Origin of the sequence: Streptomyces adelaidensis (assembly GCF_016598475.1) — a bacterium.
In the GTDB taxonomy this organism is placed as follows: Bacteria; Actinomycetota; Actinomycetes; order Streptomycetales; family Streptomycetaceae; genus Streptomyces; species Streptomyces adelaidensis.
This window is the reverse complement of record NZ_JAEMUX010000109.1, coordinates 1-23,678: the sequence shown is the minus strand read 5'-3', so window position 1 is coordinate 23,678 and position 23,678 is coordinate 1. Positions and strand designations below refer to the sequence as shown.

General features: G+C 69.5%; 19 protein-coding genes and 2 pseudogenes. 5 read left to right on the top strand and 16 right to left on the bottom strand.

All coding sequences use genetic code 11. The features are described from left to right. The 8 genes and pseudogenes from I8N67_RS36775 to I8N67_RS36740 all read right to left on the bottom strand — a co-directional run. Positions 1-348, bottom strand: a pseudogene (locus I8N67_RS36775) (RNA-guided endonuclease TnpB family protein); the annotation flags it as partial. 117 nt (positions 349-465) lie between these two features. Beyond that, positions 466-744 (bottom strand): annotated as a pseudogene (locus I8N67_RS36770) (nucleoside/nucleotide kinase family protein); the annotation flags it as partial. Further along, entirely contained in the window at positions 741-1,328 is a 588-nt protein-coding gene (locus I8N67_RS36765; RefSeq protein WP_200308635.1) for an HAD domain-containing protein, read from the bottom strand. The gene I8N67_RS36765 and the pseudogene I8N67_RS36770, both read right to left, overlap by 4 nt. Next, a complete protein-coding gene (locus I8N67_RS36760; RefSeq protein ID WP_307835478.1) occupies positions 1,328-2,110 on the bottom strand; it encodes a tetratricopeptide repeat protein in 783 nt (260 codons plus the stop codon). The genes I8N67_RS36765 and I8N67_RS36760 overlap by 1 nt, the downstream gene beginning before the upstream one ends. 98 nt (positions 2,111-2,208) lie before the next feature. After that, positions 2,209-3,672 carry an aldehyde dehydrogenase family protein gene (locus I8N67_RS36755; RefSeq protein ID WP_200308633.1) on the bottom strand — a complete coding sequence of 488 codons (1,464 nt, stop codon included), beginning with the start codon at positions 3,670-3,672 and terminating at the stop codon, positions 2,209-2,211. Then, entirely contained in the window at positions 3,669-5,399 is a 1,731-nt protein-coding gene (locus I8N67_RS36750) for an N-acyl-D-amino-acid deacylase family protein (RefSeq protein WP_200308632.1), read from the bottom strand. The genes I8N67_RS36755 and I8N67_RS36750 overlap by 4 nt, the downstream gene beginning before the upstream one ends. A gap of 137 nt (positions 5,400-5,536) precedes the next feature. Next, positions 5,537-6,655, bottom strand: a complete 1,119-nt coding sequence (locus tag I8N67_RS36745; RefSeq protein WP_200308631.1) for an LLM class flavin-dependent oxidoreductase — start codon at positions 6,653-6,655, stop codon at positions 5,537-5,539. A 125-nt stretch (positions 6,656-6,780) separates the two neighbouring features. Then, positions 6,781-7,533: an SDR family NAD(P)-dependent oxidoreductase gene (locus I8N67_RS36740; protein ID WP_200308630.1), complete on the bottom strand. Its 753-nt coding sequence runs from the start codon at positions 7,531-7,533 to the stop codon at positions 6,781-6,783. 194 nt (positions 7,534-7,727) lie between these two features. Between I8N67_RS36740 and I8N67_RS36735 the strand changes: the two genes are divergently transcribed. Together I8N67_RS36735 and I8N67_RS36730 are read left to right on the top strand one after the other, a co-directional pair. Continuing rightward, complete coding sequence (locus I8N67_RS36735) at positions 7,728-8,465, top strand: hypothetical protein (protein ID WP_200308629.1); 738 nt, start codon at positions 7,728-7,730, stop codon at positions 8,463-8,465. Positions 8,466-8,675: 210 nt separating this feature from the next. Beyond that, positions 8,676-9,473, top strand: coding sequence for a hypothetical protein (locus tag I8N67_RS36730; RefSeq protein WP_200308628.1), 798 nt, complete (start codon positions 8,676-8,678; stop codon positions 9,471-9,473). A 115-nt stretch (positions 9,474-9,588) separates the two neighbouring features. Here the strand turns inward: I8N67_RS36730 and I8N67_RS36725 are convergent, their stop codons facing one another. The 8 genes from I8N67_RS36725 to I8N67_RS36690 form a co-directional block, all read right to left on the bottom strand. After that, a complete protein-coding gene (locus I8N67_RS36725) occupies positions 9,589-10,335 on the bottom strand; it encodes a LuxR C-terminal-related transcriptional regulator (protein ID WP_307835477.1) in 747 nt (248 codons plus the stop codon). A 163-nt stretch (positions 10,336-10,498) separates the two neighbouring features. Next, entirely contained in the window at positions 10,499-11,038 is a 540-nt protein-coding gene (locus I8N67_RS36720; RefSeq protein ID WP_200308627.1) for a methyltransferase domain-containing protein, read from the bottom strand. A gap of 543 nt (positions 11,039-11,581) precedes the next feature. Then, on the bottom strand, positions 11,582-13,702 hold the full coding sequence (locus I8N67_RS36715; RefSeq protein WP_200308626.1) for an amylo-alpha-1,6-glucosidase: 2,121 nt from the start codon (positions 13,700-13,702) through the stop codon (positions 11,582-11,584). Positions 13,703-13,751: 49 nt separating this feature from the next. Beyond that, positions 13,752-14,849, bottom strand: coding sequence for a carbohydrate ABC transporter permease (locus tag I8N67_RS36710; protein WP_200308625.1), 1,098 nt, complete (start codon positions 14,847-14,849; stop codon positions 13,752-13,754). Further along, on the bottom strand, positions 14,849-15,811 hold the full coding sequence (locus I8N67_RS36705; RefSeq protein WP_200308624.1) for a carbohydrate ABC transporter permease: 963 nt from the start codon (positions 15,809-15,811) through the stop codon (positions 14,849-14,851). The genes I8N67_RS36710 and I8N67_RS36705 overlap by 1 nt, the downstream gene beginning before the upstream one ends. Before the next feature lie 31 nt (positions 15,812-15,842). Next, the gene (locus tag I8N67_RS36700; protein ID WP_200308623.1) at positions 15,843-17,282 is read right to left on the bottom strand and encodes an ABC transporter substrate-binding protein; all 1,440 of its coding nucleotides are present in this window, start codon (positions 17,280-17,282) and stop codon (positions 15,843-15,845) included. A 330-nt stretch (positions 17,283-17,612) separates the two neighbouring features. Further along, complete coding sequence (locus tag I8N67_RS36695) at positions 17,613-18,110, bottom strand: fibronectin type III-like domain-contianing protein (RefSeq protein WP_200308622.1); 498 nt, start codon at positions 18,108-18,110, stop codon at positions 17,613-17,615. Between the two features lie 243 nt (positions 18,111-18,353). Further along, entirely contained in the window at positions 18,354-19,028 is a 675-nt protein-coding gene (locus I8N67_RS36690; protein ID WP_200308621.1) for a site-specific integrase, read from the bottom strand. 308 nt (positions 19,029-19,336) lie between these two features. Between I8N67_RS36690 and I8N67_RS36685 the strand changes: the two genes are divergently transcribed. The 3 genes from I8N67_RS36685 to I8N67_RS44940 all read left to right on the top strand — a co-directional run. Continuing rightward, positions 19,337-20,347 carry a LacI family DNA-binding transcriptional regulator gene (locus I8N67_RS36685; protein WP_200308620.1) on the top strand — a complete coding sequence of 337 codons (1,011 nt, stop codon included), beginning with the start codon at positions 19,337-19,339 and terminating at the stop codon, positions 20,345-20,347. 192 nt (positions 20,348-20,539) lie between these two features. Continuing rightward, a complete protein-coding gene (locus I8N67_RS36680; RefSeq protein ID WP_200308619.1) occupies positions 20,540-23,122 on the top strand; it encodes a beta-glucosidase family protein in 2,583 nt (860 codons plus the stop codon). Positions 23,123-23,543: 421 nt separating this feature from the next. Then, positions 23,544-23,678 (top strand): alpha-amylase family glycosyl hydrolase (locus I8N67_RS44940; RefSeq protein ID WP_443729054.1); only part of this gene is annotated, 135 nt, incomplete at its 3' end.

Here is a 23,678-nt window from a genome sequence, read left to right as displayed (position 1 = left end):
GTAGGGCTGCGCGCCCTCGGGGCGGAAGCGGATCGGCTTCTCAGCTGCCCGGCGGTAGCGCTTGGACCAGGGCTTGCCGAGGTTGCCCGCCTTCAGGTTCGCCTTCAGCGTGGTGTAGGCGTCGCAGGTTTTCTTGATGACGTGCTGGGCGGCCTGCGCGCCCAGCCCCCACCGCTCCTTGACCTGGCTGTAGGTGTGCTCGCGCAGGGCGAAGTTTCGCCGCACGTCCCTCTCGAACGCCACCTGCGACGCCCAGGTCGCGGCCTCGTTGCAGGCGTGCAGGGTTGCCTCAAGTGCCGCCGCCTGTACAGGCGTCGGCAGCAGCTTCACCTGCACCACCAGCTTCACACCCGTGACGCTACCCGGTACCTCCGGTACCGGCATTCGAACACCGGGAACTACTCAGCGGACCCTCCGGGGCCTGTCTCCCGGCCGTGCTCCGCGCGGCAAGACTCAGCGGCGCTCCGCACCGCTCACCTCGTCGACGTAGGCGGGATTCACCAAGGTCATCGGCGCGAGGACCGGCCGCCGGTACTCCTCCACCAGGCCCACCGCGAACTCGGCCACCTGCCGCCGCCACAACCGCTGATCCTGGAAGTCGCCGGTCGGCACCTCCACGATCTCCCGCAGCACGTAGCCGATCATCTCCGGATCGAACACCAACGCCTCGGGCCACCGCCCCCGCAACTCCTCCACCAGCGTCGTCTTCCCGCTCCCGAAGGCCCCGTTCACCCACACGATCATTCGCCGACCGCCTCGTCGACGGAAGGAAGACCCAGGTTGCTCGCGAAGGCCGCGAGTGCGGCGAAATCGGGGTCGCGCAGGCCGAGTCGGGGATCGATGCGGTGCAGCAGAGCGGGGCCTCCGTGGTGGGTCGTCACGAAGACACGGTCGCCGTCACCCAGTTCGTCGTCAACCCAGGCGAAGGGGCGGCCGGCCGCGTGCTCGACGAGGTGGGGCGTCTTCCAGAACACTCTGAGCGATGCGGAATTCTCCTCCGGCCACCCGTCCGACGCCTCCGGCCAGCGCACCACCGGCAGCTCCGGCAGGCCGAGGACAGGAGCGATGTACGTGTTCGCCTCGCTGCCCCAGGTCGTCGCCCACACCAGGTCGAACAGCTCGCCCAGGTCGAGCAGCCGGCGCCCGTGGTCCGCGTTGAGCCAGACCCGTAGCGGCTTGACGTACGCCGCCGGCTCTCCCGGATGCTGGGCGATCCAGCCCTCCGGCTTCATCCGGTGCGTGGTGTAACCGACGGGCCGCCGCTCCGGCTTCGCGGCATACGGGTTCAGCGGACCGTCCACGTCCAGGTAGAGGAGAGGGCGGCCCATCACGGTGTCGGGTCGCGCCGTGTGGTCGTCCACTGGGCGAGCAGGCGGCGGGTGGAGGACGTCGTCGGATCGTCGGGGCCGAGGACGCGTTCCATCGCGTCGACTACGGCGGTCATGTCGGCCACGGCCTCGTCGGCGGCGGCGACCGTCCCGCCGGCGCGGTCGTGGCGCAGGATTGCCAGTGAACTGCGGGCGATCAACGTCACGTTGTGGTCGGCGCCGACGTGCTCGGTGGCCATGGTGACGAGGTCGACGTAGGCGGCCTCCGCCTCGTCGGTGCGGCCGTCCTGGTTCAGCCACTCGGCGTGGGAGTAGCGGGCGGCGAGGGTGTCGGGGTGGCCGGGGCCGAGGACGCGGGTGAGGTCGGCGGTCAGGTCCGCCATCGCGGTGAGGCGGTCGGGCAAGTCGCCGGACTCGCCGCGTATTTGGAGGCTCAGGCAGCGGGAGGACAGGGTGTCGGGGTGGTCCGCTCCCTGTACGCGGACCAGGTCCGGCAGTACGGCGTTCCGGCGGAACACCGCGAGGCCGGGCTGCCCCTGCTGGAGGCACGCCGCCGCCGACAGGGCGCGGGCGCGCAGCACGGCGGGCTCGTCGCCGCCGAGCCGCCACTGCGCCGCGGCGACCGGGAACGGGACCTCGCGGGACGCCATGCGTACGAGTACGACGACCGCGCCCAGCGTCACACAGAGGTGGATCCAGAGCGTCCCGCCCATCGGTACGAACAGGGCGCCCACACCGGCGGCCACCAGGCCGCCCAGCGGCCGGCGCCACGCCGTCGACACACGTCGTCCCTGCCGCACACGTCGCATTCGAACATCATTGCGCCACCGCTGATCAAAGGGAAGATCCACGTACGAGGCAGCGGCAGCGGCAGCGAGCCTCACCCCGGCCAGACGATCGCCTGCACCTCGCTGTACGCGTGCAGCGCGTACGACCCGACGTCCCGGCCCACGCCGCTCTGCTTGAAGCCACCGAAGGGGGCCTCCATGTTGCGGCCGACCGTGTTGACGCCGACGCCGCCCGCGCGTAGCCGGCGGGCGACGCGGAACGCGCGGGCCACGTCGCCGGACCAGACGTAGTCGATGAGGCCGTAGTCGCTGTCGTTGGCGAGGGCGACGGCCTCCTCCTCGTCGTCGAAGGGGAGGACGACGACGACCGGGCCGAAGATCTCCTCGCGGACGACACGCATGTCGGGGGTGCAGTCGGCGAGGAGGGTGGGGGCGACGTAGAAGCCGCGCTCCAGCGGCGGGCGTTCGCCGCCCGTCACCACCCTCGCGCCCTCCTTGCGGCCCAGTTCGACGTACGACTCGATCCGGTCGCGGTGGGCCGCCGAGATCACCGGTCCTACCACCGTGCCCGGCTCGCGGGGGTCGCCCACCGGCAACCTCCCGGCGTACGCGGCGAGTTGGGTCACCAGCCGGTCGTACACGCCGCGTTGGGCGATGACCCGGGTCGGTGCCGTGCAGATCTGTCCGCTGTAGAAGGAGAAGGTGGTGGCGATGCCGGAGACCGCCGAGCCCAGGTCCGCGTCGTCGAAGACGATGGCCGCGCCCTTCCCGCCCAGCTCCATCAGCTGGCGCTTCATCCCGCGCCCGCACACCTCCGCGATGCGTCGGCCGACCGCCGTCGAGCCGGTGAAGCTGACCATGTCGACGTCCGGGGAGTCCACGGCCGCCTCACCGGCCTCAGGACCCGACCCGCTCACCACGTTCACCACACCCGGCGGGACGCCCGCCGCCTCCAGTGCCTCGGCCATGCGGTAGACGGAGAGCGGGTCCTGCGGCGCCGGTTTCACGACCACCGTGTTGCCCATGGCCAGGGCGGGCGCGATCTTGCCGGCCGGGTTGGCCCAGGGGTTGTTGTACGAGGTGACGCAGGTGACCACGCCGACCGGCTGGCGGATGGCGAGGGCGCCCATCACGGCCGCCTTGCCGAAGGGGCCCGCCTCGTTGATCTGGGGGGCGATCGGCTCCTCCACCGGTTCGACGCGCGCGTAGCGCTGGAAGCGGGCCGCGCCCACGCCCACCTGCATCGCGCGCGCCGTGCCGGTCGTCGCGCCCGTCTCCGCTCGGGCGAGTTCGGCGTACGGCACGAGGTCGCGTCGTATCAGCTCCGCCGTGCGGGCCAGGACGGCGGCCCGCTCGGCGGCGGGCGTCCGGGACCACGGGCCGAGGGCCTCCCGGGCAGCCGCGGCGGCCGCGTACACCTGTGTACGCGAGGCTTCCGGTGCCCACCCGACGGCGCCCTCGGTCGCCGGGTCGACGATTTCGTAGGATCGCCCGCCGTCCGGCTCGACCCACGAGCCGCCGATGAACAGCTTCTGGCGCCGGCCGGCGGAACTCACCTCGTACTCACCGTCCGGGTGTCCCGCCCCGACCGCAGCACCTTTCCGGGGACCGCCCCGGTCACCGCGTCGTCCCGGATCGCCTCGACGCCGTTGACCCACACGGCCCGTACGCCGATCGCCTTGGAGTCGAGGCGCGGACTGTCGCCCGGCAGGTCCTGCACCAGGGTGGCCTTGGCGGCGTCGACGCGCTCCGGGTCGAAGAGGACGAGGTCGGCATGCCACCCCTCGGCGATACGCCCGCGCTCACGGAGGCCGAAGAGGCGGGCCGGGTCGTCGGTCAGCATCTTCACGGCCTGTTCGAGCCCGACCAGTTTCCGGCCGCGCAGACAGTCCCCGATGAACCTGGTGGTGTACGGGGCGCCGCACATGCGGTCCAGGTGGGCGCCCGCGTCCGAGCCGCCGAGCAGCACGTCCTCGTGGCGCCAGGTCTCGGCGCGCAGGGTCCAGGAGTCGGGGTCGTTGTCGGTGGGCATGGGCCACAGGACCGTACGGAGGTCGTCGGCGGCGCAGATCTCCACCAGGCACTCGAACGGTTCCTGTCCGCGCTCCGCCGCGATGTCGTTCACGACCCGCCCGGTCAGGCCCTCGTTCGCCTCGCTGTAGGTGTCGCCGATGACGTACCGCCCGAAGTTCGTCAGGCGGCGGAACACACCGGCTTCCTTGGCGGAGCCCCGGCGCAGCATCTCGGCGCGGACGACGGGGTCGCGGAGCTTCGCCAGGCGTTCCGGGACCGGCAGGCCCAGGATCGGCCCCCAGCCCGGGATCAGGTTGAGCGCGCAGAACGTGCCGAGCGACATGTTCATGGGGGTGAGGATCGGCATGGTCAGCGCGACCACCCGGCCCCCGGCCTTCCGCGCCCGGTCGCTCGCCTCCAGCTGCCTGGGTACGCGTTCGGGGACGGCCGCGTCGATGGTCAGGACGTTCCAGTTGAGCGGGCGGCCGGCCACCGCGCTCATCTCCACGAAGAGGTCGATCTCGTCGTCGCTGAACTGGTCCAGGCAGCCCGCGACGATCGCCTCGATCTGGGTGCCCTCGTGCTCGCCCACGGCCCGCGACAGCGCGATCAGTTCGGCCGGTTTCGCGTGCCGCGAGGCGACGGGCTTGCCTTCCCCGTCACTGTGCGACGACGACTGCGTGGTCGAGAGCCCCCACGCGCCCGCCTCCATCGCCTCCTGCAACAGCCTTACCATTTCGGCCAGTTGAGCCTCACTCGGCTGCCCGCCCACGGCCTCCGGCCCCATCACGTACCGCCGCAGCGCACAATGCCCCACCATGAACCCGGCGTTGACCGCGATCCGCCCGTCGAGGGCGTCCAGATACTCCCCGAAGCCGTGCCAGGTCCAGGGCGCCCCCTCCTCCAGCGCGACCAGCGACATCCCCTCGACCTTGGACATCATCCGCCGCGTGTAGTCCGCGTCCTCGGGCCGCGCCGGATTCAGCGGCGCGAGCGTGAACCCGCAGTTCCCGCCCGCGACCGTCGTCACCCCATGGTTGAGCGACGGCGTCGCATACGGATCCCAGAAGAGCTGGGCGTCGTAGTGCGTGTGCGGATCGACGAACCCGGGCGCGAGCACCAGCCCACGCGCGTCCTCCGACGACCGCGCCTCCTCCGTCACCTCCCCGATGACGGCGATACGCCCGTCCCGTATCCCGACATCGGCGATGTACGCGGGCGCCCCTGTCCCATCGACGACGGTCACACCTTTGATGACATGGTCGAGCATGCCTTTGCCCTCCGGACGCCTCGTAACGATTCGGTGCCGCCGTGCCTTTCGCCTTTAGGGGCGCGAGGCTGTGTCATTTTGCGGCTCCGCCGCGTGAGCGCGACCAGCCCCCACCGACCCCCAGCCGCCACACAACCTCAGCCCGCCGCCCGGAACCGCGAAGTCCGGTGCACAGGATCCGTATCGATCTTCGGAATGACGTGCTCCCCCACCAGCCGAATCGTCTGCAAGGTCGCCTCCTTCGGCACCCCCACCGGCAACCCGAAGCTCAACTGATCCGCCCCGGCCTGCTCCCACCGCTTGCACTGCCGGACCACCTCGTCCGGATCACCGCAGATCAGCAGCTCTTCCTCGATGAGCAGTTCGATGAACTCCTCGTTGTACTCGGGCAGCGTCTCCGGCCAGACGGGAAAGCCGTCGGGTCGCGGGAAGGTGTCGTGGTAGCGGAAGACGAGCGACGGCAGATAGTGCAGCCCGCCGCTGACCGCGACCCGCACCGCCTCGTCGTGCGTGGGCGCGCAGATCGCGGTGGTCGTCACCATGACGTTGTCGTTGACGAAGTCGCCGATCGGCTCGGCGTCGACGATCGCCGTCTTGTACTGCTCCAGCACCCACTCCATGTCGGAGACCTTCTGCACACTGAAGCCGAGCACGCCGAGCCCCTTCTTCGCGGCCATGGAGTACGACGGGGGCGACCCGGCGGCGTACCACATCGCGGGGTGCGACTTCCCGTACGGCTTGGGCAGGATCTTGCGCGGCGGAAGGGACCAGTGTTTGCCCTGGAAGCCGACGTACTCGTCCTGGAGCCACATCTTGGGGAACTCGGCGATGGTCTCTTCCCAGATCTCCTTGGTGAAGTTCATGTCGGTCACCCCGGGGATGAAGCCGAGGATCTCGTGGGAGCCGGCCCCGCGTCCGCTGCCGAACTCGAAGCGGCCCTCGCTGAGGTGGTCGAGCATGGCGACCTTCTCGGCGACCTTCACGGGGTGGTTGACCTGGGCGAGCGGGTTGAAGATGCCGGAGCCGAGGTGGATACGGTCCGTCGCGTGCGCCAGGTAGCCGAGGAAGACGTCGTTGGCCGAGAGGTGCGAGTACTCCTCCAGGAAGTGGTGCTCGGAGGCCCAGGCGTACTTGAAGCCGGACTTGTCCGCCTGGATGACGTACTCGGTCTCCTCCATCAGCGCCTTGTGCTCCGCGAGTGGGTCCGTCTCGGCCCGCTTGCCCACGTATCCCTGTACAAAGAGCCCGAATTCCAAGGAGGTTCACCGTCCCACGGTCAGGTCTCCAGCTGTTTCTGACAGAGCGTCAGATCTCGACACGGCCGACTGTTCCACCGGCTCCGTGGAGCGTCAATAGCTGACGTAGCGTCAGATAGGCGTGATCACAGGCTGACTCCGGCCAGCCAGCCCCCGTCGATCACGAACGGCTGCCCGGTGATGTAGGAGGAGTCCTCGCAGGAGAGGAAGAGGGCCAGCCGGGCGACCTCCTCGGGGCGGCCGATCCGGCCGAGCGGCACGCGCTTGCGGTAGAGCTTCTCGACGGCCTCGGCGGACGCCCCGTCGCCCGGGTCGGTCATCGCGGTGTCGATGGACCCGGGGCAGACCGCGTTGACCCGGATGCCCTTGCGGGCCAGCTCCAGCGCGGCCACGCGCGTAAGGCCGACGATCGCGTGCTTGGTCGCCGCGTACGCGCCGACGTACGCCATGCCCGTCATCCCGGTGTACGAGGCGGTGTTGACGATCGTGCCGCCGCCGGCCGCCTCGATCTCGGGGGCCAGGGTCTTGATGCCGAGGAAGACACCGACCTGGTTGACCTGGACGACCCGCATGAACTCGTCGAGGGGAGTGTCGACGAGGGAGTTGAAGCGCAGCACGCCGGCGTTGTTGACCAGCCCGTCGACGCGCCCGTACGCCTCCTTGGCGGCGGCCAGCGCGGCCACCCACTCCTCCTCCCGGCTCACATCCAGGTGGACATGGAGCGCGCCCAGCTCCTTGGCGAGCCGCTCCCCGGGCTCGTCGAGCACATCCGCCACGATCACCTCGGCGCCCTCGGCGGCGAAGAGCCGCGCCTCCTGCTCGCCCTGGCCGCGCGCGGCGCCTGTGACGAGAACTACACGTCCGTCGAGCTTGCCCATGTGGACTCCCTTCGCGGTGCGTTGACCGAGGTCAGCGTACCGCTGAACCTGACGATTCGTCAGATAGGGCGTTGTCACTCGCATATGCAACCTCAAGTGACCGAGGAGTAGGGATATTTGACCCTGTCGGCAGCCTCTGAGAGACCCGATAATTCTCCATCGGAAGGTAAAGCCACCCCCAAGGAGAGCCGACCATGGCCAAGAGGCGCTTGAAGAACAAGAAGGTCCGGTACATCGCCATCGGCGCTTCACTCGTGACCGGCGCGGCCACCGTCACCATCCTGCTTCCGTCGGCCAACGCGGCCGACGCGAAGACGCCGGATCAGATCATGAGGATGTGCGAAAGGACCTCGGTCCTCAACGGGAAGCAGCAGACGACCCGCGACTTCGGGGCCAGTTTCGGAGACGGCTTCGAGTCCGACACATGTGATTTCGTCGAGACCAATTTCGAGACCTTCGACGGCCCCACGGAGAAGGTCACGGTCGACTTCCCCAACTGTGAGCCGAATGCCACGGAACCGTCGAAGGTGACCACCGAATACTCCAAGGCGGTGGCTCAGGGCCAGGGCAAGTACACCGTCACCCAGCAGGGGGCTCTCGGCGGCCTCTTCGGAGCACTGGGCGGCTCCTGGGTGAAGCACACGGCCACGCTGGACATGACCATCGAATCGGCCACCGCCAGCGAGTCGGAACAGCGCGAAGTACCCGTCGGCAAGGTCATGCACGTCACGTTCACCCCGAAGGTCCAGCGCATGACCGGCGAATGGCGGGTGCATCTCGACGCCGATCCCGGCAGCTTCGCGGTCAACCCGACGCCCGAGCAGAACTTCGTGGCCGAGGAGGTCGTCGAAGGGCCGGTCATCCTGGAGAGCGCGGCGGGCACGCCCGGACTCGCGGACGGCACCTCCAAGGCCGTACTGGAGGACTGCTGACCGACGACCGTCGGCCACACACGCCCCCACACACACGCCCCCACCCACACGCACGCCCCCACCCACACACATGCGCCCTCACCACACCCCCCACCCCACACGCTTCTCCCCCCACGGGACACCCCACTCCCGCTCCCCCACCGCCCGTCCCTCTCGGGACGACTCCCCCACCAGCCCTTTCCCCCTCGATCACTCTCGCAGGAGCCACACATGACACGCACCGGACGCAGCGGCAACCACCGCGGCAAGAAGAAGCGCATCACCCTCGCGCTGGCGCCGGTCGCCGCCCTCGGTCTGGCCGTCCCGCTGATGTACAGCGCGGGAGCCGCCACCCCCGACGAGGTGGCCACGGACTGCCGTACGGACTCGGACAAGCTGGCGAACTGCGAGTTCGTCGACGTTCAGTTCAAGGACAACAGTCTCGGCCCCAACGAACGGGTCACCAGCGTGACGGACAACTGCGGAAGCACCACCGCGGCGACCAAGTCCTTCAGCGGAACCGCCTCCGTGACCCGCGTCGTTCAGCTGGAGGACGGCTTCAGCGTGGACGGCAGCACCACGCTGGGTAACTCGTTCTTCGAGATCGGCGTCAAGTTCAGCACGCAGGAAATCAACATCAAGCGTGACGACACCACGTCCTCGTTCTCCTTCACCAGGAGCGACACGGTGAAGGCCGACCACGTGGCCTACTTCATGTGGTCCCACAAGCGCACGGACGTGAGCGGCTTCCTCCGGGCCACCTACAAGGACGCCCAGGACGGCCAGACCGTGTTCTTCTCGCCCAGCGAGGGAGCCACCGCCGTCCACGTCTTCTATCCGCAACTGCTGCCCAGCGGATCGCCGGACGGCCGCCTCTGGTTGCGCAATGTGCAGTGCGATACGGCCCAGGCCAACGGAACCTTCCTGAGCGAGGAAGAGGCCGACGCCGAGCCCGGATTCGGTGAGGGTGGCGAGAACGTGACCGATGTCGAGGTCCCGCTCTCGGATGTCGATATCACAGTGGAATAGCGGAACGGAAAACACGGCGAGCCCCCGTGCGGTGCGCGGGGGCTTTTTCGTGCGTATTCACTCACCCGTTCCAGCCGGCCGGATCAGCCGACTCAGTCATACGGGTCAACTGTTCTCAAATGCGAACCCCCGAGGTCGCTCCCAGCCACCGCAGGACCGCTTCCGTACTCCGCCGGGCCCCCAACTTGGCATAGATGTTGCTGAGGTTGTTGCGGACGGTCTTCTCGCTCAGTCTCAGCCGGAGCCCGATCTCCTGGGCGCCGAGGCCGGTGGAGAGCAGTTCCATGATCTGCCGTTCCCGGGGGGAGAGCAGGGAGCGCAGCCGTTCCCTCCCCTCCTCCTCCTCCGGCATCCGTCTGGCCGTGTCCCGCAGGGCGGCGCAGGCGATGGGCGAGAGATACGTGTGGCCGACCGTGGCGGCCATGACCGCCGAGGAGAGCATGCAGGTGCAGTAGTCGCCCTCGACGAGATAGCCGCCCCCGCCCCGGAACACCTCCACGACCGCCTCGCTGTCCCGGCGGGGGCTGACGACGATCACCGGCGCGCTCATGGAACCCATGGCCTTCAGCAGCCCGGGGAAAGCGGCCGACGGATCCTCGCAGCACAGGACGACCACGTCCACCTCGGTCTCGTGGAGCGCGCGGTACGGCGGCGGTATGTGCAGCACGCTGCCCACGTACCGGTCGTCAGGGGCCGGCCAGTCGTCGTGCGGCCAGTCGCCCTCGACGCAGGCGAGCGCGACGGACAGGCCGTGGGAGGCGGCCGTCGGGGGCAGGTGGGGTGGATGGACGGGGAGACGGGAGGGACGTGCGGGAGCGGGGTTCAGGTGCTGGGAAGTTCTGACGTGCCGGGGGGATCGCACTTCGCGTGTCCTTCCGCCGAAGCCATGACTCCCCTACATACGTGACTCCGGCGTAAGCTGTTCGAAATTTCAAGAACAAAGTGTCTGGCTGTCAGACAGGTACCCTGCGGCGGCGCCTACAGCAGCGGGGCGACCGCCTCCCCGAACTACCCTGTCCAGTCCGTTAGTTGGCTTCGACCGCGGCTGCGGGCAGATCCCAGTCCGGTCCTTCGGCGGAGCCGAGCCAGACCCGCTGACGGTTCGGGGCGACGGTGAGCCCGAACTCGGTCTGCGGCGGTGATCCGGCTCGCCGCCACGCACCGACCGCCTCCTCCACCGCGTCCCACAGCCGCTCCGGACCGCCCTGTCGCACCAGGAACCCGCCCTCGTCGTCCGGCACAAGCGTGGCGAACGACCTCGTGGCCAGGTCGACCACATGGTCCAGCATCGGACCGCGACCCGTGCTCATCCCGATGTACTGGGCGCCCGGTACGGCGAGTTGGGCGACGAACTGAGCTGTCCAGTCGGCCAGTACCTCGGGGCCGACCTGGGCCGGGCGCTCGTCCGCGTCCTGGGTCAGCAGGTCCGCGACGCCGGATGGACCGTATGGACCGTATGGGCCGGACAGAGCGGGCGCGGCGTGCGGACGGGCGATCATGAACGACCCCGTGCCGGGCAGGAACCGTCCTTCGGCCGTTCCGCCCTCGCCGACGGTCAGCCTCACCAGGCCCGATCCGTACAGCCGGGACTGGGTGATTCAGGTCCGGCGGTGCGCCCCTCCGATCGAGCAGATGCTGTCCGAGGCCGACCGGGAGGCTTGAGTACTGAAGCGTGGGCGAACCTGCACGGACTGGCCTTGCGTCTCTTCTGCGTGGGCGCTGGGTTCCCTGATCCGAAAGGCAGCAGCTCCCACACGTCGACCGCATAGCCAAGGCGCGTGTAGGGCGCGCTGTGGACCTCAAGGTGCGACGGACCGTCGACCGTCGGGTAGCAGCGCAGTGTGAGGACCTGTCCGGTGGAGGTCAGGAAAACATCAGCGATGGAGTGATCAAGTCGACGACCAGTTCGCCGGCGGCGGCATCGAGGCGGATATCGAGATACTCGGAGCCGTCGGGGGGAGCAGCCCCAGGCCGGCGTTTAACACACGTGCCTTTCGGTGGTCAGAAGGAGTCGTATGCCATCAGCGTGGCTGCGTCTGGAGGGGCGGAGTCGCCGTGATGGGCTATTACTGACGGTGCCGACCCGGTGCAGGTGCACGAGCGAAATGTCAGACCTGCTGCTGGATGTCGACGGTCCAGTCGGTGGGCGTGCCGTGGAGTTCCGCGGTGTCACCGGTGGCGGAGAGGTGTAGGCGTGCCGGGCCGAGTCGCAGGCCGTCGAGGTGCACTGTTCCCCACCGTGCGGGCAGGCGGGGGGTCAGGGTGATCCGGCCGGTCGGGATGTGCGGGTCGAGGCCGAGGAAGGCGCGAAGCAGGAGCAGGGGTGCCCCGCTTGCCCATGCCTGTGGTGAACAGCCGGTGGGGTAGGGCACGGGTGGTGTGTACTGCTCGCGCGGGAAGCCGCAGAAGAGTTCTGGTAGCCGGCCGCCGAAGGCTGCTGCCGCGTCGAGCAGGCCGTCGGCGAGCCGGTGGGCGGTCTCGACGGCGCCGGGGATGCGGGCGTACCGCATCAGGCCGGCTACGCACAGGGCGGTGTCGTGGGGCCAGACCGAGCCGTTGTGGTACGTCATCGGGTTGTAGGCGCCCATGCTCGTCGCCAGGGTGCGCAGGCCGAACCCACTGTCCATTTCGGTGCTGCCGAGGTGGGCGATGAGTTGCTCGGCGTGCTCGTCGTCGACGATGCCGGTCCACAGGCAGTGGCCGAGGTTGCTGGCGAGGGCGTCCATCGGCTGTTTGTGGCCGTCCAGGGCGACCGCGTACCAGCCCCGGTCGGGCAGCCAGTACTGCTCGTTGAAGCGTTGCCGCAGGGTTTCGGCGCGCTGGCGGCAGCTGTGGGCGGTGGCCTCGTCGCCGAAGGCGGTGGCGAGTTCGGCGCGGCCCAGCAGGGCCGCGTACACGTATCCCTGTACTTCGGCGACGGCGATGGGTGTCTGGCCGGGTTCGCCTTGGGCGTTGTTGATGCTTCCGTCCACGTCCTTCCAGCCCTGGTGGGGCAGGCCCCGTTCACTGGTGCGCTGGTACTCGACGAATCCGTCGCCGTCGCGGTCGCCGTAGTCGCGCACCCAGTCCAGTGCGGCGTCGGCGGCGGGCAGGAGGGCTCGTACGGTGGTCTCGTCGGCGCCCCAGCGCCATGCCTCGGCGAGGAGCATGACGAACAGCGGGGTGGCGTCGACGGAGCCGTAGTAGCGCTGGCCGGCGATTGCGGTGCTGTGGGAGCCCAGCCTCAGTTCGTGCATGATCCGGCCGGGTTCTTCCTCGGTGAACGGGTCGGTGCGCCGGCCCTGTACCGCGGCGAGGGCCTGCAGGGTGCCGATGGCGAGGTCCAGGTCGAGCGGCAGCGCCATCCAGCTGGTGAGGAGGCTGTCGCGGCCGAAGAGGGCCATGAACCAGGGTGCTCCGGCGGCGACGAAGGCCCGGCCGTGGGCGCGGTCTTCGATGCGTAGCGCGCCGAGGTCGCTCCGGGTGCGCGTGAGGGTGAGGGCGAGGCGGGAGTCGTCGGCGGCGAGTGAAGTGCTGTTGTCCCGCCAGGTGCTCAGGGTGCGTACGGCCGCGGTCCGGCTGATCGGCTCGCCGCGGTGGAAGCGGGGCTGGACCGGCTTGTCGTCGACGATCGGCAGGCCCACGATCTCTGTGGTCCATGTGCCCCGGGCCGGTACCTCGATCTGCCAGGTGAGGCCGTCGGGGGTGAGGTCGGATGCGGTGTCGGCGGTCAGGCTCAGGCCGCGGGACGGGTCGGTGCGGTGTCGCAGCAGCAGCGTTCCGTCGGCGATGGTGACCTTGGCCGGTTCATGGGTGGTGGAGTGGTCCGCGTCGAGCCCGAACGGTTCGGCGAAGTCAGCCTGCGCGTGGATGGCCAGGGCCGCTGTGACGGGGCGGGGGCCGAGGTTCTGGATGGTGATGGTCTCGCGCAGGCCGTTGCCCACGAGCCGTTCGCGGACCAGCAGCAGGGAGGCGTCGTCCCCTTGGGCGGTCTTGGAGCGGCGGGCGATGAAGCGGGTGGCGCACGCGTCCACCGGTTGGCTGGACAGGGTCTCGACGCGGCGGCCGTCCAGGGTCAGCTCCCAGCGGGAGAGCACCCGGGTGTCGCGGAAGTACAGGCCGTGGTTGCCGCCGGGGGTGATGTCCCCGGAGTGCGCGCACACGCAGAAGGTCGTGCCGTCGATCAGGGTGACGGTGGCGGCCTCGGTGACCAGGACGGACGCTTCGGTGGAGTCGGGGGGCTGGTTCACGGGGGTTACCTCTGGCGGTCGGACGGAACGTGGTCGGTGTGTGGTGGGGTCACTTGCCGCTCCCGGACAGGTCGAGTCCGCGCAGGAAGATGCGCTGGCCGAAGAGGAACAGCAGGATGGGCAGGACCATGCCGAGCAGGGCTCCGGCCTGCAGCAGCGGAATCTGCACCGAGTAGAGCCCGAGGAACTGGAAGAGGCCCACGGAGAACGGCATGAGGTCGGGTTTGCCGGTGAGGTAGATCAGGGGTTCGAAGAAGTCGTTCCAGGCGAACAGGAAGTGCAGCACCGCGACGGTGAAGATGGCCGGGCGTGCCTGCGGGATGATGATGTACCACAGGGTTTTCAGCGTGCCGGCGCCGTCGATGGCGGCGGCGTCGTCGAGTTCGCGGGGGATCGACAGGAAGAACTGGCGCAGCAGGAACACGTTGTAGGCGTTGGCGAAGAAGTGCGGTGCGATCAGCGGTACCCAGGTCCCGACGAAACCGAGGTGCTGCCAGACCGCGTAGGTCGGCACGACGGTCAGGAAGCGCGGCAGGATGATCGAGGCCACGAGCGAGGCGAGGATGAACGGTGCGAACGGCACCCGGAACCTCGACAGCCCGTAGGCGACCAGCGTTGAGGAGATGACCGAGCCCACCGCGCCGAGGGCGCCGATGGCGATGGTGTTGCGCAGCAGGACCGGGATGTCCATAGCGGTCCACACCGTGGAGAAGTTGCCCCACTGCGGCTTGAACTCGTACGCGGGCTTCAGCGTCCGCCATGACCCCTTCCAGGTGATGCGCTGTTCCGGGTGTGCCGGATCGGCCAGGACGCTTTCGGTGCGTCCCTTTTCGACCAGGGCGAGTTCGCGGACGTGTCCGTCGATGGGCACTTGCATCACGGGCACCTGCTCGCCGCCGATGGCGACCTCGCGGGGGCTCTCCGGCAGCAGGGGCTGGTGTGTGTCGCTGATCTGCGTGGAGTCCTTCAGCGCGGTGGACGTCATGTACGCCAGGGGGGCCAGGAACACGCCCAGCAGCATCAGGGCGAACAGGGTGAGGGTGGCGCTCACCGTCAGCGCGCGCAGGCGTTTGGGCATCGCGGAGTAGCGGCGCGGCGGTTCGGTCACCATGGCGCGGAGCTTGGACCTTGCGGAGGTCACGGCCATCAGCTCTTCACCTCGTACGCGTAGTGCACCCAGAATCGCTGTGACCAGAACAGCAGTCCGGTGGCGGCCATGATGGCGGCGAACATCATCCAGGCGAGCGCCGAGCCGTAGCCGGCGTCGTAGAAGCGGAAGGTCTCGCGATAGAAGTACATCGTGTAGAACATCCCTGATCCGCCGGGGTCGCCGGTGCCCTTGGTGAGCACGAACGGAACGACGAAGTACTGGCCCAGTGCCACCAGGGTCAGCACCAGGTTGTAGAACGTCATCGGTGAGATCATCGGCAGGGTCACGTGGCGGAACAGGTACCACGGCCCGGCGCCGTCGATGGTCGCGGCCTCATACAGTTCGCGCGGCACACCGTTGAGGGCGCTGGTGAAGATGAGCATCGTGTTGCCGACGCCCCAGGTCGCGATGAGGGCGTAGCCGGGCAGCACCCAGGTGGTGTCACCGAGCCAGTTGGGGCCGGAGATGCCGATGACGCCCAGCATCCGGTTGAGCCATCCGTCATCGCCGTTGAGGAAGCCTTGCCAGACGAAGAGCGCGGACACGCCGGGCACGATCGCCGGAAGGAAGAAGGCCGCCCGGAAGAAGCCGCGGGCCCACAGGCCCCGGGCGGTCATCAGGTAGGCCAAGGCCAGCGGCAGCAGCACCGACAGAGGCACGAACAGCAGCGCGAACTTCAGTGTGACGAACGCGCTGTGCGCGACCATCGGGTCGTTGAACAGCCGGGACCAGTTGTCCAGGCCGACGAAGCGGGTGCCGGCGCCGCTCTCGCTGACGTAGTGGTAGTCGGTGAACGACATCACCAGCGTCGCGATCATCGGGCCGATGTAGAACAGGAGCAGTCCAAGGAGCCAGGGGGAGACGAAGAGCAGGCCGTTGCGGCGCTCGCTCTTGCGGCCGTCGCCCCCGGCCGGAGCCGCAGCCCCGGCCAGGTTCCCGGACTGGAGGACGTCCAGCATGGGCCCCTCCATGTGTAGGTGACGGGTGGGACTAGCCGGCGGTGTCGAACAGCGCCTGCAGTTGGGTCCGCAGCTTGGCGGCCTCGGCGTCGATGTCCAGTCCGGGTGTGGTGACCCAGCGGTTGCCGAACTTGTTGGTGAGGTCGACGCTCTTGTTGTAGTTCGGCATCCATCCCTCGGCGCTCGGGACGTCCGGGTGCTCCAGCGCATCGAGGGCGACCTGCCAGTCGACGCCCTGCGTCCAGGTCTTGTCCAGGCTCTTGATGTAGTCGGCCTGCAGCTTCTTGTTCGCCGGCATCGCGTTGTAGATCTTCAGCAGATCGCCGGCCCCGGTGGTCAGCAGATAGGCGAGGACCTTGAACGCCGCCTCGGGGTGCTTGCCCGCCTTGGTGAGACGGAAGCTGTCCGAGTTCTGCTTGTCGGTGATCTCGCCGTTGTACGACGGGTTGGCGGCGATGTCCCAGAAGGTCTGCGGCGTGCCCGAGCTGTCCGTCAGGCTGGCCAGGTACCAGGTGTGGGTGAAGGCCATGGCGACCTTGCCGGTCGCGAAGGCGTTGCCCTTGTTGAGGGTGTCGCTCTGCAGTTGCTGGTAAGTGGGTGCGGAGTGGTCCGTCCAGATCATGTCGTAGTACCACTTCCACTCCGCAAGCCACGCGGGCGGGATCTGAGCGGTCTTGTTGTCCTTGGCCACGTACGACCCCGCGCCGAAGAAGGTGCCGTGGTTCTGCGGCGTGCCCTCGTTGTACTGCGGATCGAAGCCCCACTGCACGATCTTCTTCGGATCGAAGGCGGAGCTGGTCGCGTCGTTTCCATTGGCGTCGACCGTCAGCTTCTTCGCCAGCTCGCGCAGGGCGGCCATGTCCCAGGTCCCGCCGTTGTACTTCGCGCCGAACTTCTGCGGCGGGTAGGGCAGCTTCGCCTCGTCGAAGAGGTCCTTGTTGTACCAGATGAACGACGGGTACACACCGAACGGCAGTGCCACCTGCGCACCGGTGCGGTCCTTCATCGCATCCATCTGCGCCGTGCTGTAGACGGAGGTGTCGAAGCCCTCGCTCTTGACCAGCGGCGCCAGGTCGAGCCACTGGCCGTCGAAGAGTTGTGCCCCGCCGATGCCCACGGGCCCGACGATGTCCGGCGCGTTGCCGCCCGAGATCTGGGTGGCGAGTGTGTCCTGGGCGGAGGCGGCGGAGACTACGTTCAGCTTGAGCGTGATCTCGTTCTGGCTGGCGTTGAAGGCGTCGACGACCCGCTGTTGCTTCTCCGGCTGTCCCGGGTCGGCGCCGGTGCCGAGCCCGACGAACCAGGTGATGGTGACACCGCCGCCGTTGCCGCCGCTTCCCCCGCTGCTGCATGCGCTGGTGGCCAGCGCCGCCCCTGCGCCGAGCGCCCCCATCAGCACGGCGCGGCGCGTCGGCTGCCTCAGGGGTGATCTCCCGGTGCCGCCTGAGGCGGACTGGTTGGTTGTTGGCATGGTGATCCTTCGGAGAGTAGTTGACGCTGCTGGGGAGTCGAACTCGAAACGCTTGACAGTGCGTCGCGTCCGGAGAGGGGGTGCCGGCGGCCTGCCCGCCGCCGGCACCTGTCCGCGACGCCCGGACGATCCGGTGCGGCGTGTCGTGGGGCGTCCAGGCCGGTAATCGCTCCCCGCGTCGAGCGGGACGCTGACGTGCTCCTCGCCCACCGCCGTCGCACGCGGACCCATACACGTCTGCGCGAGGGCTGCGGGGCCGACAGACGGGGCTGGTGCGCATCGCGGGTTCCTCCTGTCGTGCTGTGCAGAGCGGGTGGGAGATGACGGGCTTCACCCGCCCAGGTGGAGACGGCCCTCGGTCGCGGTCACCTCTACCGCCAGGCACAGATCACGGCTGGAGCGCCCAACACCGAGGCCGTAACGGCCGTCCGGGATACGCCGGCCGCCCCGCCCGGTGTTCCAGAGCTGGAAGCCCGGGCGGAACGCGGATCTCGGCGCTGGCCCCTGCCCCTGCCTCCGCTTCGCGACGGTGGCGAAGCCCGCGAGCAGGCGTAAGGGCCGGTCGGGGCCGTCCTGGGGCGGCTGCAGGTAGACCTGGACGACCTCGCGGCCCGTGCGCCGGCCGGTGTTGGTCACCTTGACGGTCAGTTGGAGTCCGTCTCCGCCTGCGGGGCGAGGCATGGTGGCGGAGACGGACGGCTTGGTGGCGGTGACGGATGCGTAGGCCCACCGGGTCCAGCCCAGTCCGTGCCCGAACGGGAAGGCGGGGGTGAGACCGCCGCGGCCCCAGGCGCGCTGGCCGACGTGCACGCCTTCCTCGTAGGCCACGATCCGGTCGTCTTGCTGACACCGGCCTGTGCGGCCACATCAGCGATGGTGACCCCCATGCCACCTCCTCACTGGACTTCCCTCAACGCAGCAACAAGGTGAAACGCCCTTGCCGTTGCCTCCGGTTCTCGCCGCAAGATCGCCGGGACCGGTTACGGAACCGGTACCGGGACCGGTTACGGAAGTGAAGCAGTGACGGGCTCCACCGGTCAATAGGCCGGAAACAACTCATTCACGAGCCGTTCATCGCTCCACCCGGGGCCTGTACGGATGACGGTCCACCCACAGCAGGGGCGGAAGCAGATACCCGGCCCGCCGCATGCCGATCGGCGGTGTGGCGGGCCTTCGTCCAGCACCCGGTCCCTCCACAGCTGCCGCGGGGTGATCTTGACCTGGTCGAACGCGCGGCGCAGCGCGCAGCGGCTGACGGGCGGAAGAGCGGGATGGTGCGCCAAAGTGCGTCGTGATCAGCAGATGGGGGTTGGGCGAGGCGGGCCATCGCTGCTGCCGCGCCCGCAGCCAATCATCCAGGAGCTGGCGGGTCAGCCTGTCGAGACAGACGGCGTGCGGCTGCTCGCGCAGACGCAGTCGGAGAGTTCCGCGGGCAAGGTCGGGCGCGGCCAGGGGCAGCCGGGCGACGTCCGTGACCTTGATGGCGTGGACGGCCACCAGGCCGATGGCCGGGCGCCCCATCGGGCTGTCGAGGGAGTCCAGCAGTCCGCGCAGCAGGTCGCTGGGCAGAGGTTCGGGCAGTCTCACGGGGGTCGTGAGAGAGACCGGCGAGCGGTCGGTGAAGACGATGCGCTCGTGCTTGAGGGCGCGGAAGACACCGAGGAGGACGTGGTGGACGCCGCGGGCCTGATGGCCCTGCCGGTCGGTGAGGGCAGCGGTCACATGCGAGGAGGTGATCTGCCGCAAGTCCAGTCCCTGCCGGGACCATGCGGTCAGGACGGGAAGCACCACGTGGGAAGTCCCGGCGGATGCGGGTGAAGTCGGCCCACCGGTGGCGACGGCGGCCCTGGCCGCGCGGGGGTCGGAAATTTCGTGCGAACGAGTGGGTTCCGATGTGTTGACCGGTTGAGCCTGTCGGTGCTTCACTTCCGAAACCGGTACCGAAACCGGTTCCGGAACCGCTCCCGGTAGCGGTTTCCATCAGGTCTGTACGATCGGTTCCTTCCGGGCGGGAGGGCGGCTTCCGCAGTTGTTCGGGGGGAGGGGAGGTGGGCGTGGCAGTCACTATCGCTGACGTGGCCACGCGGGCCGGCGTCAGCAAGACGACGGTTTCGCGGGTGCTGAACGGCAAGGGCGAGATCAACGAGACCACGGTCTTGAAGGTTCGTCGGGCGATCGCGGAGATGGGCTATGTGCCCAGTGCCGGGGCGGTCGGGCTCGCGCGCGGCTCCACCCAGGTGATCGGCATGCTGGTTCCGGAGCTGACCTGGGCGTGGACCGGGACGGTCGTCCAGGCGGTGGCCGACACGTTGGAGCGCGAGGGCTTCGGTATGCGCCTGCTGACCGGCAACCGTGGCGAGGACTCGCTGCGTCGGCTGGGTGCGCAGGTAGCGGCCAAGTCGTTCGACGGGCTGCTGGTGATCGAGCCCGAGGGAACCCTCGGGTACATCGCGAAGCTGCACGAGTCGGGGCTGCCGGTGGTGCTGATCGACGACCGCGGTCACCGGCCGGGATTCCCCTATGTGGAGGCTGCCAACCGGCAGGGGGGCGAGCAGGCGGCGCACCACCTGCTGGAGATCGGGCGTCGCCGTCCGCTGGTGGTGACCGGGCCGGAGGCTTACGGCTGTACGCGTGATCGGCTGGCCGGCTTCGCCGACATCCTTGCGCAGGCCGGGATCGTGCTGGACGAACGCCGCGTTCTCAGCGGCGGCTTCCTGTTCGAGGGCGGCCGGGCGGCAGTCGGGCAGTGGCTCGCGGACGGGGTCGAGTTCGACTCGGTCTTCGTGCACAACGACAGCTCGGCCGCCGGCGTGCTGGTCGCCCTGCACGAGGCTGGGCTGGAGGTTCCGCGGGACGTGGCCGTGGTGGGTTTCGACGACGTCGAACTCGCGTCGTACACCTACCCGGCGCTGACCACGATCCGGCAGCCGATGGGCGAGATGGGCGAGGCTGCGGTGCGCATGCTCCTCGACCATGTGCGCGGATCGCCGGGAGCTGCCGCCTCGTGCACGCTTGCCACCTCGCTCGTGGTCCGGGGGTCGACCCAGCAGCCGGTTCCTGGCTGATCCCGCGTCACGCAGATGTACGAGGCAGGAGTGCCTCGCAGTTGAGACGGTGCGCGGTGTGCTGCCGCCGAGGCCCGCCGCGCCCGGTTTCGTTGAATGTTCCGCCGACATTTCTTCGGCCATCCTCCTTTGCCGCCCACAGGTGGGTTTGGCCTGCCCTCGTGCGGCGGGGAGGGGCCTGGAAGGATCTCCATGTCCTGTGTTCCCTGGCCCGTCGATGCCGAGCTTCGCCGTCGCATCGATGCTCTGGACCTTCCGGCGAAGGTCCGGCTGCTGACGGGTGAAACCGTGTGGCGGCTGCCTGCCGAGCCCAGGCTGGGGCTGTGGCCTGTGACGACGTCCGACGGCCCGCAGGGTGTGCGGGGGACCGGAGAGGACCCCGACGCCACCGGGCTGCTGGCACCGGCGCCCAGCGCCGTGGCGGCGACCTGGGACAGGGAACTCGCCCAGCGGCTTGCCGGCCTGTTCGCGACAGAAGCACGCCGCAAGGGTGTGGACGTGCTGCTGGCGCCGGAGGTGAATCTGCAGCGTACGCCGGTGGCAGGCCGGCATTTCGAATACTTCTCCGAGGACCCGCTGCTCACAGGTACCTTGGCCGCCGTCATGGTCCGCGGTCTGCAGGAGCGGGGTGTGGGCGCCTGTGTGAAGCATTTCGTGGCCAACGATTCGGAGACCGACCGCACCCGGTACCGCTCCCGGCTGGATGAGCGCACGCTGCGGGAGGTCTATCTGGCCCCGTTCGCCCAGGTCCTCGCCGAGGCCCGGCCGTGGGCGGTGATGGCCGCCTACTCGGGCGTCGACGACGGCGTGGAGTCGGCGCCGATGAGCGAGCATTCCCGGCTGCTGCGCGAGGTCCTGAAGGGGGAGTGGGGCTTTTCCGGGCCGGTGTTCAGCGACTGGGCCGCCACCAGTTCGACGGTCGCCTCGGCGGTCGGCGGCCTGGACCTGGTGATGCCCGGCCCTGACGGCCCGTGGGGCCAGGCCCTTGTCGCGGCGGTCCGCGCCGGTCAGGTGCCCGAGGAGCTCATCGACGACAAGGTGCTGAGGCTGCTGCGCCTGGCCCGCAGTGCCGGTCGACTGGGCGAGCCGCATTCGTCCGCCGAGTCCGTGCCCGCAGAGCCTTCCGGTTCCCGCGTACCTGCCTCGCCCGCGCCTGAGGAGTTCGCGTTGCTGCGGGAGGTCGCCGCCCGCTCCATCGTGGTGCTGCGCGACGCGCCGGGGCTGCTGCCCCTGGCGCCGGACGGCCTCGGCAGCGTCGCGCTGATCGGCCCGAACGCGGTGTCGCCCTATCTCCAGGGCGGTGGCAGCGCGTTCGTGCCCGCAGTGCGCACGGTGCCCTTCGAGGAGGGACTGCGTGCCGCACTACCGGATGCGGTGCGGCTGAGCGTGCACCGGGGCGGCGACGCACGCCGCCGCCCGCCCTTCGTCCCGCAGGCGCTGCTCACCGCCCCCGGCATGGGCGCCGAGCCCGCCATGTCAGGAGTCAGGGCCGATCACCTCGCCGCCGACGAAACGATTTTGCGCAGCACTGGGCGGGCGGACGGTGACTGGACGTCGTACCAGGACTTCTGCACGGCCACGCGTCGCGTCGTCCTGCACACGGTGCTGACTCTGTCCGAACCTGGGCTGCACCGGTTGGAGTTCGGGTGCCTCGGTCGCTTCAGCGTGTCGGTCGACAGTGAGGAGATCCTGTCCGGCGACGACGACCGCGGTGTCGACCACATCCTCGACTCCACCCACCATCACCCTCCGCTGCGGGGCATCGACGTGCAGGTGGGCCCGCAGCCGCGCCGGCTGTCCGTCCGGGTCGACCTGACGGTCATCGAGGCCGGCGGCTACGACCGCTTCGTCACCGCCCAGCTGCGTCACGCCCCGCCAGGGCCGACGCCGTACGACGAGATCGCCGAGGCCGTTGACGCGGCGGGCGCGGCCGATGTGGCCGTCGTCGTGGTCGGCACCAACGAGGAGGTCGAGTCCGAGGGCTGGGACCGCACAGGGCTGGAACTTCCCGGCCATCAGGACGAGTTGGTGCGCAAGGTGCTCGCCGCCAACCCCCGCACGATCGTGGTCGTCAACGCGGGCGCCCCGGTGCTGCTTCCCTGGGCCCAGGAGGCGCCGGTCCTGCTGTGGGCGTGGCTGCCGGGCCAGGAAGCCGGGCACGCCCTGGCCGACGTCCTGCTCGGCCGCACCGAGCCGTCCGGCCGTCTGCCCTGGACGCTGCCCGCCCGCGCCGAGGACATCCCGGTGCCTGACGCCGTTCCCCGGGACGGGATCGTCGCCTACGACGAAGGCGTCCACGTCGGCCACCGCTCCTGGGACCGCCGCGGGCTCACCCCGGCTTTCCCGTTCGGGCACGGCCTCGGCTGGACCCGCTGGGACTACGAGTCCCTCACCATCCCCGAGCCGTCCGTCTCCGCCGCCGTTCTGACCGGCCCCGCAGGCGGAGACGGACTCCAGCTGACCGTCGAAGTGACCAACACCGGTCCCCGGACGGGCCAGGAGGTCGTCCAGGTCTACCTGGAGCCGCCCCAGGGCGGTCCCGACCGGCCCGCACGCCTGCTCGCCGGATTCACCACCGTCCGGGCCGCGCCGGGCGCACGGGCCACCGCGCAGGTGCGCGTGCCCGCCCGCGCCTTCCAGATCTGGGACACCGAAAGGCACGCCTGGCACACCCCGCCCGGCCGCTACCGGCTCCACGCCGGACGCTCCAGCCGTGATCTGCGCCTGACCGTCGAGGTGACCGCCGACAGCGATCACCTCACCGTGGCGGGCTGACCCGACGGGTCTCCCCCCAACCGCTCTTCCCTTTCCCTCTGCCACCCCCCGCTTCCCGCACGACAGTTCAACGGGCAAAGGAGCCGCACGATGCCTACCACTTCCCGTCACACCACGAGAACCGTGCAAGCCGTCGTCGTCACCGTCACGGCGGCCTTGCCGGCCATCGGATGCGGCCGGTCCGCCAACTCCGGGCCCGGCACGAACGCCCCTGCGACATAGCCACCACCGGCCTGAAGTGACCCCCGCCCCACACCGGGATCCCCGCACCGGGCCCGGCGCGGGGACACGGGCTCCCAGCCTCGCGCGCCGCACCGCGCTCCCGACTCCACTCCAGTACCGCATCGCCTCCGCGCTCACCGCGGGCGCGGCCATCCAGACACCGGCTCCGACAGCACACCCTTCCCCCTCTCGCAAAGGACTGATCACCACCATGGCCGCCACCACGCCCGCGCCCTGGTGGCGCGACGCCGTCATCTACCAGGTCTACGTCCGCAGTTTCGCCGACTCCGACGGCGACGGCGTCGGCGACCTCGCCGGCATCCGCTCCCGCCTG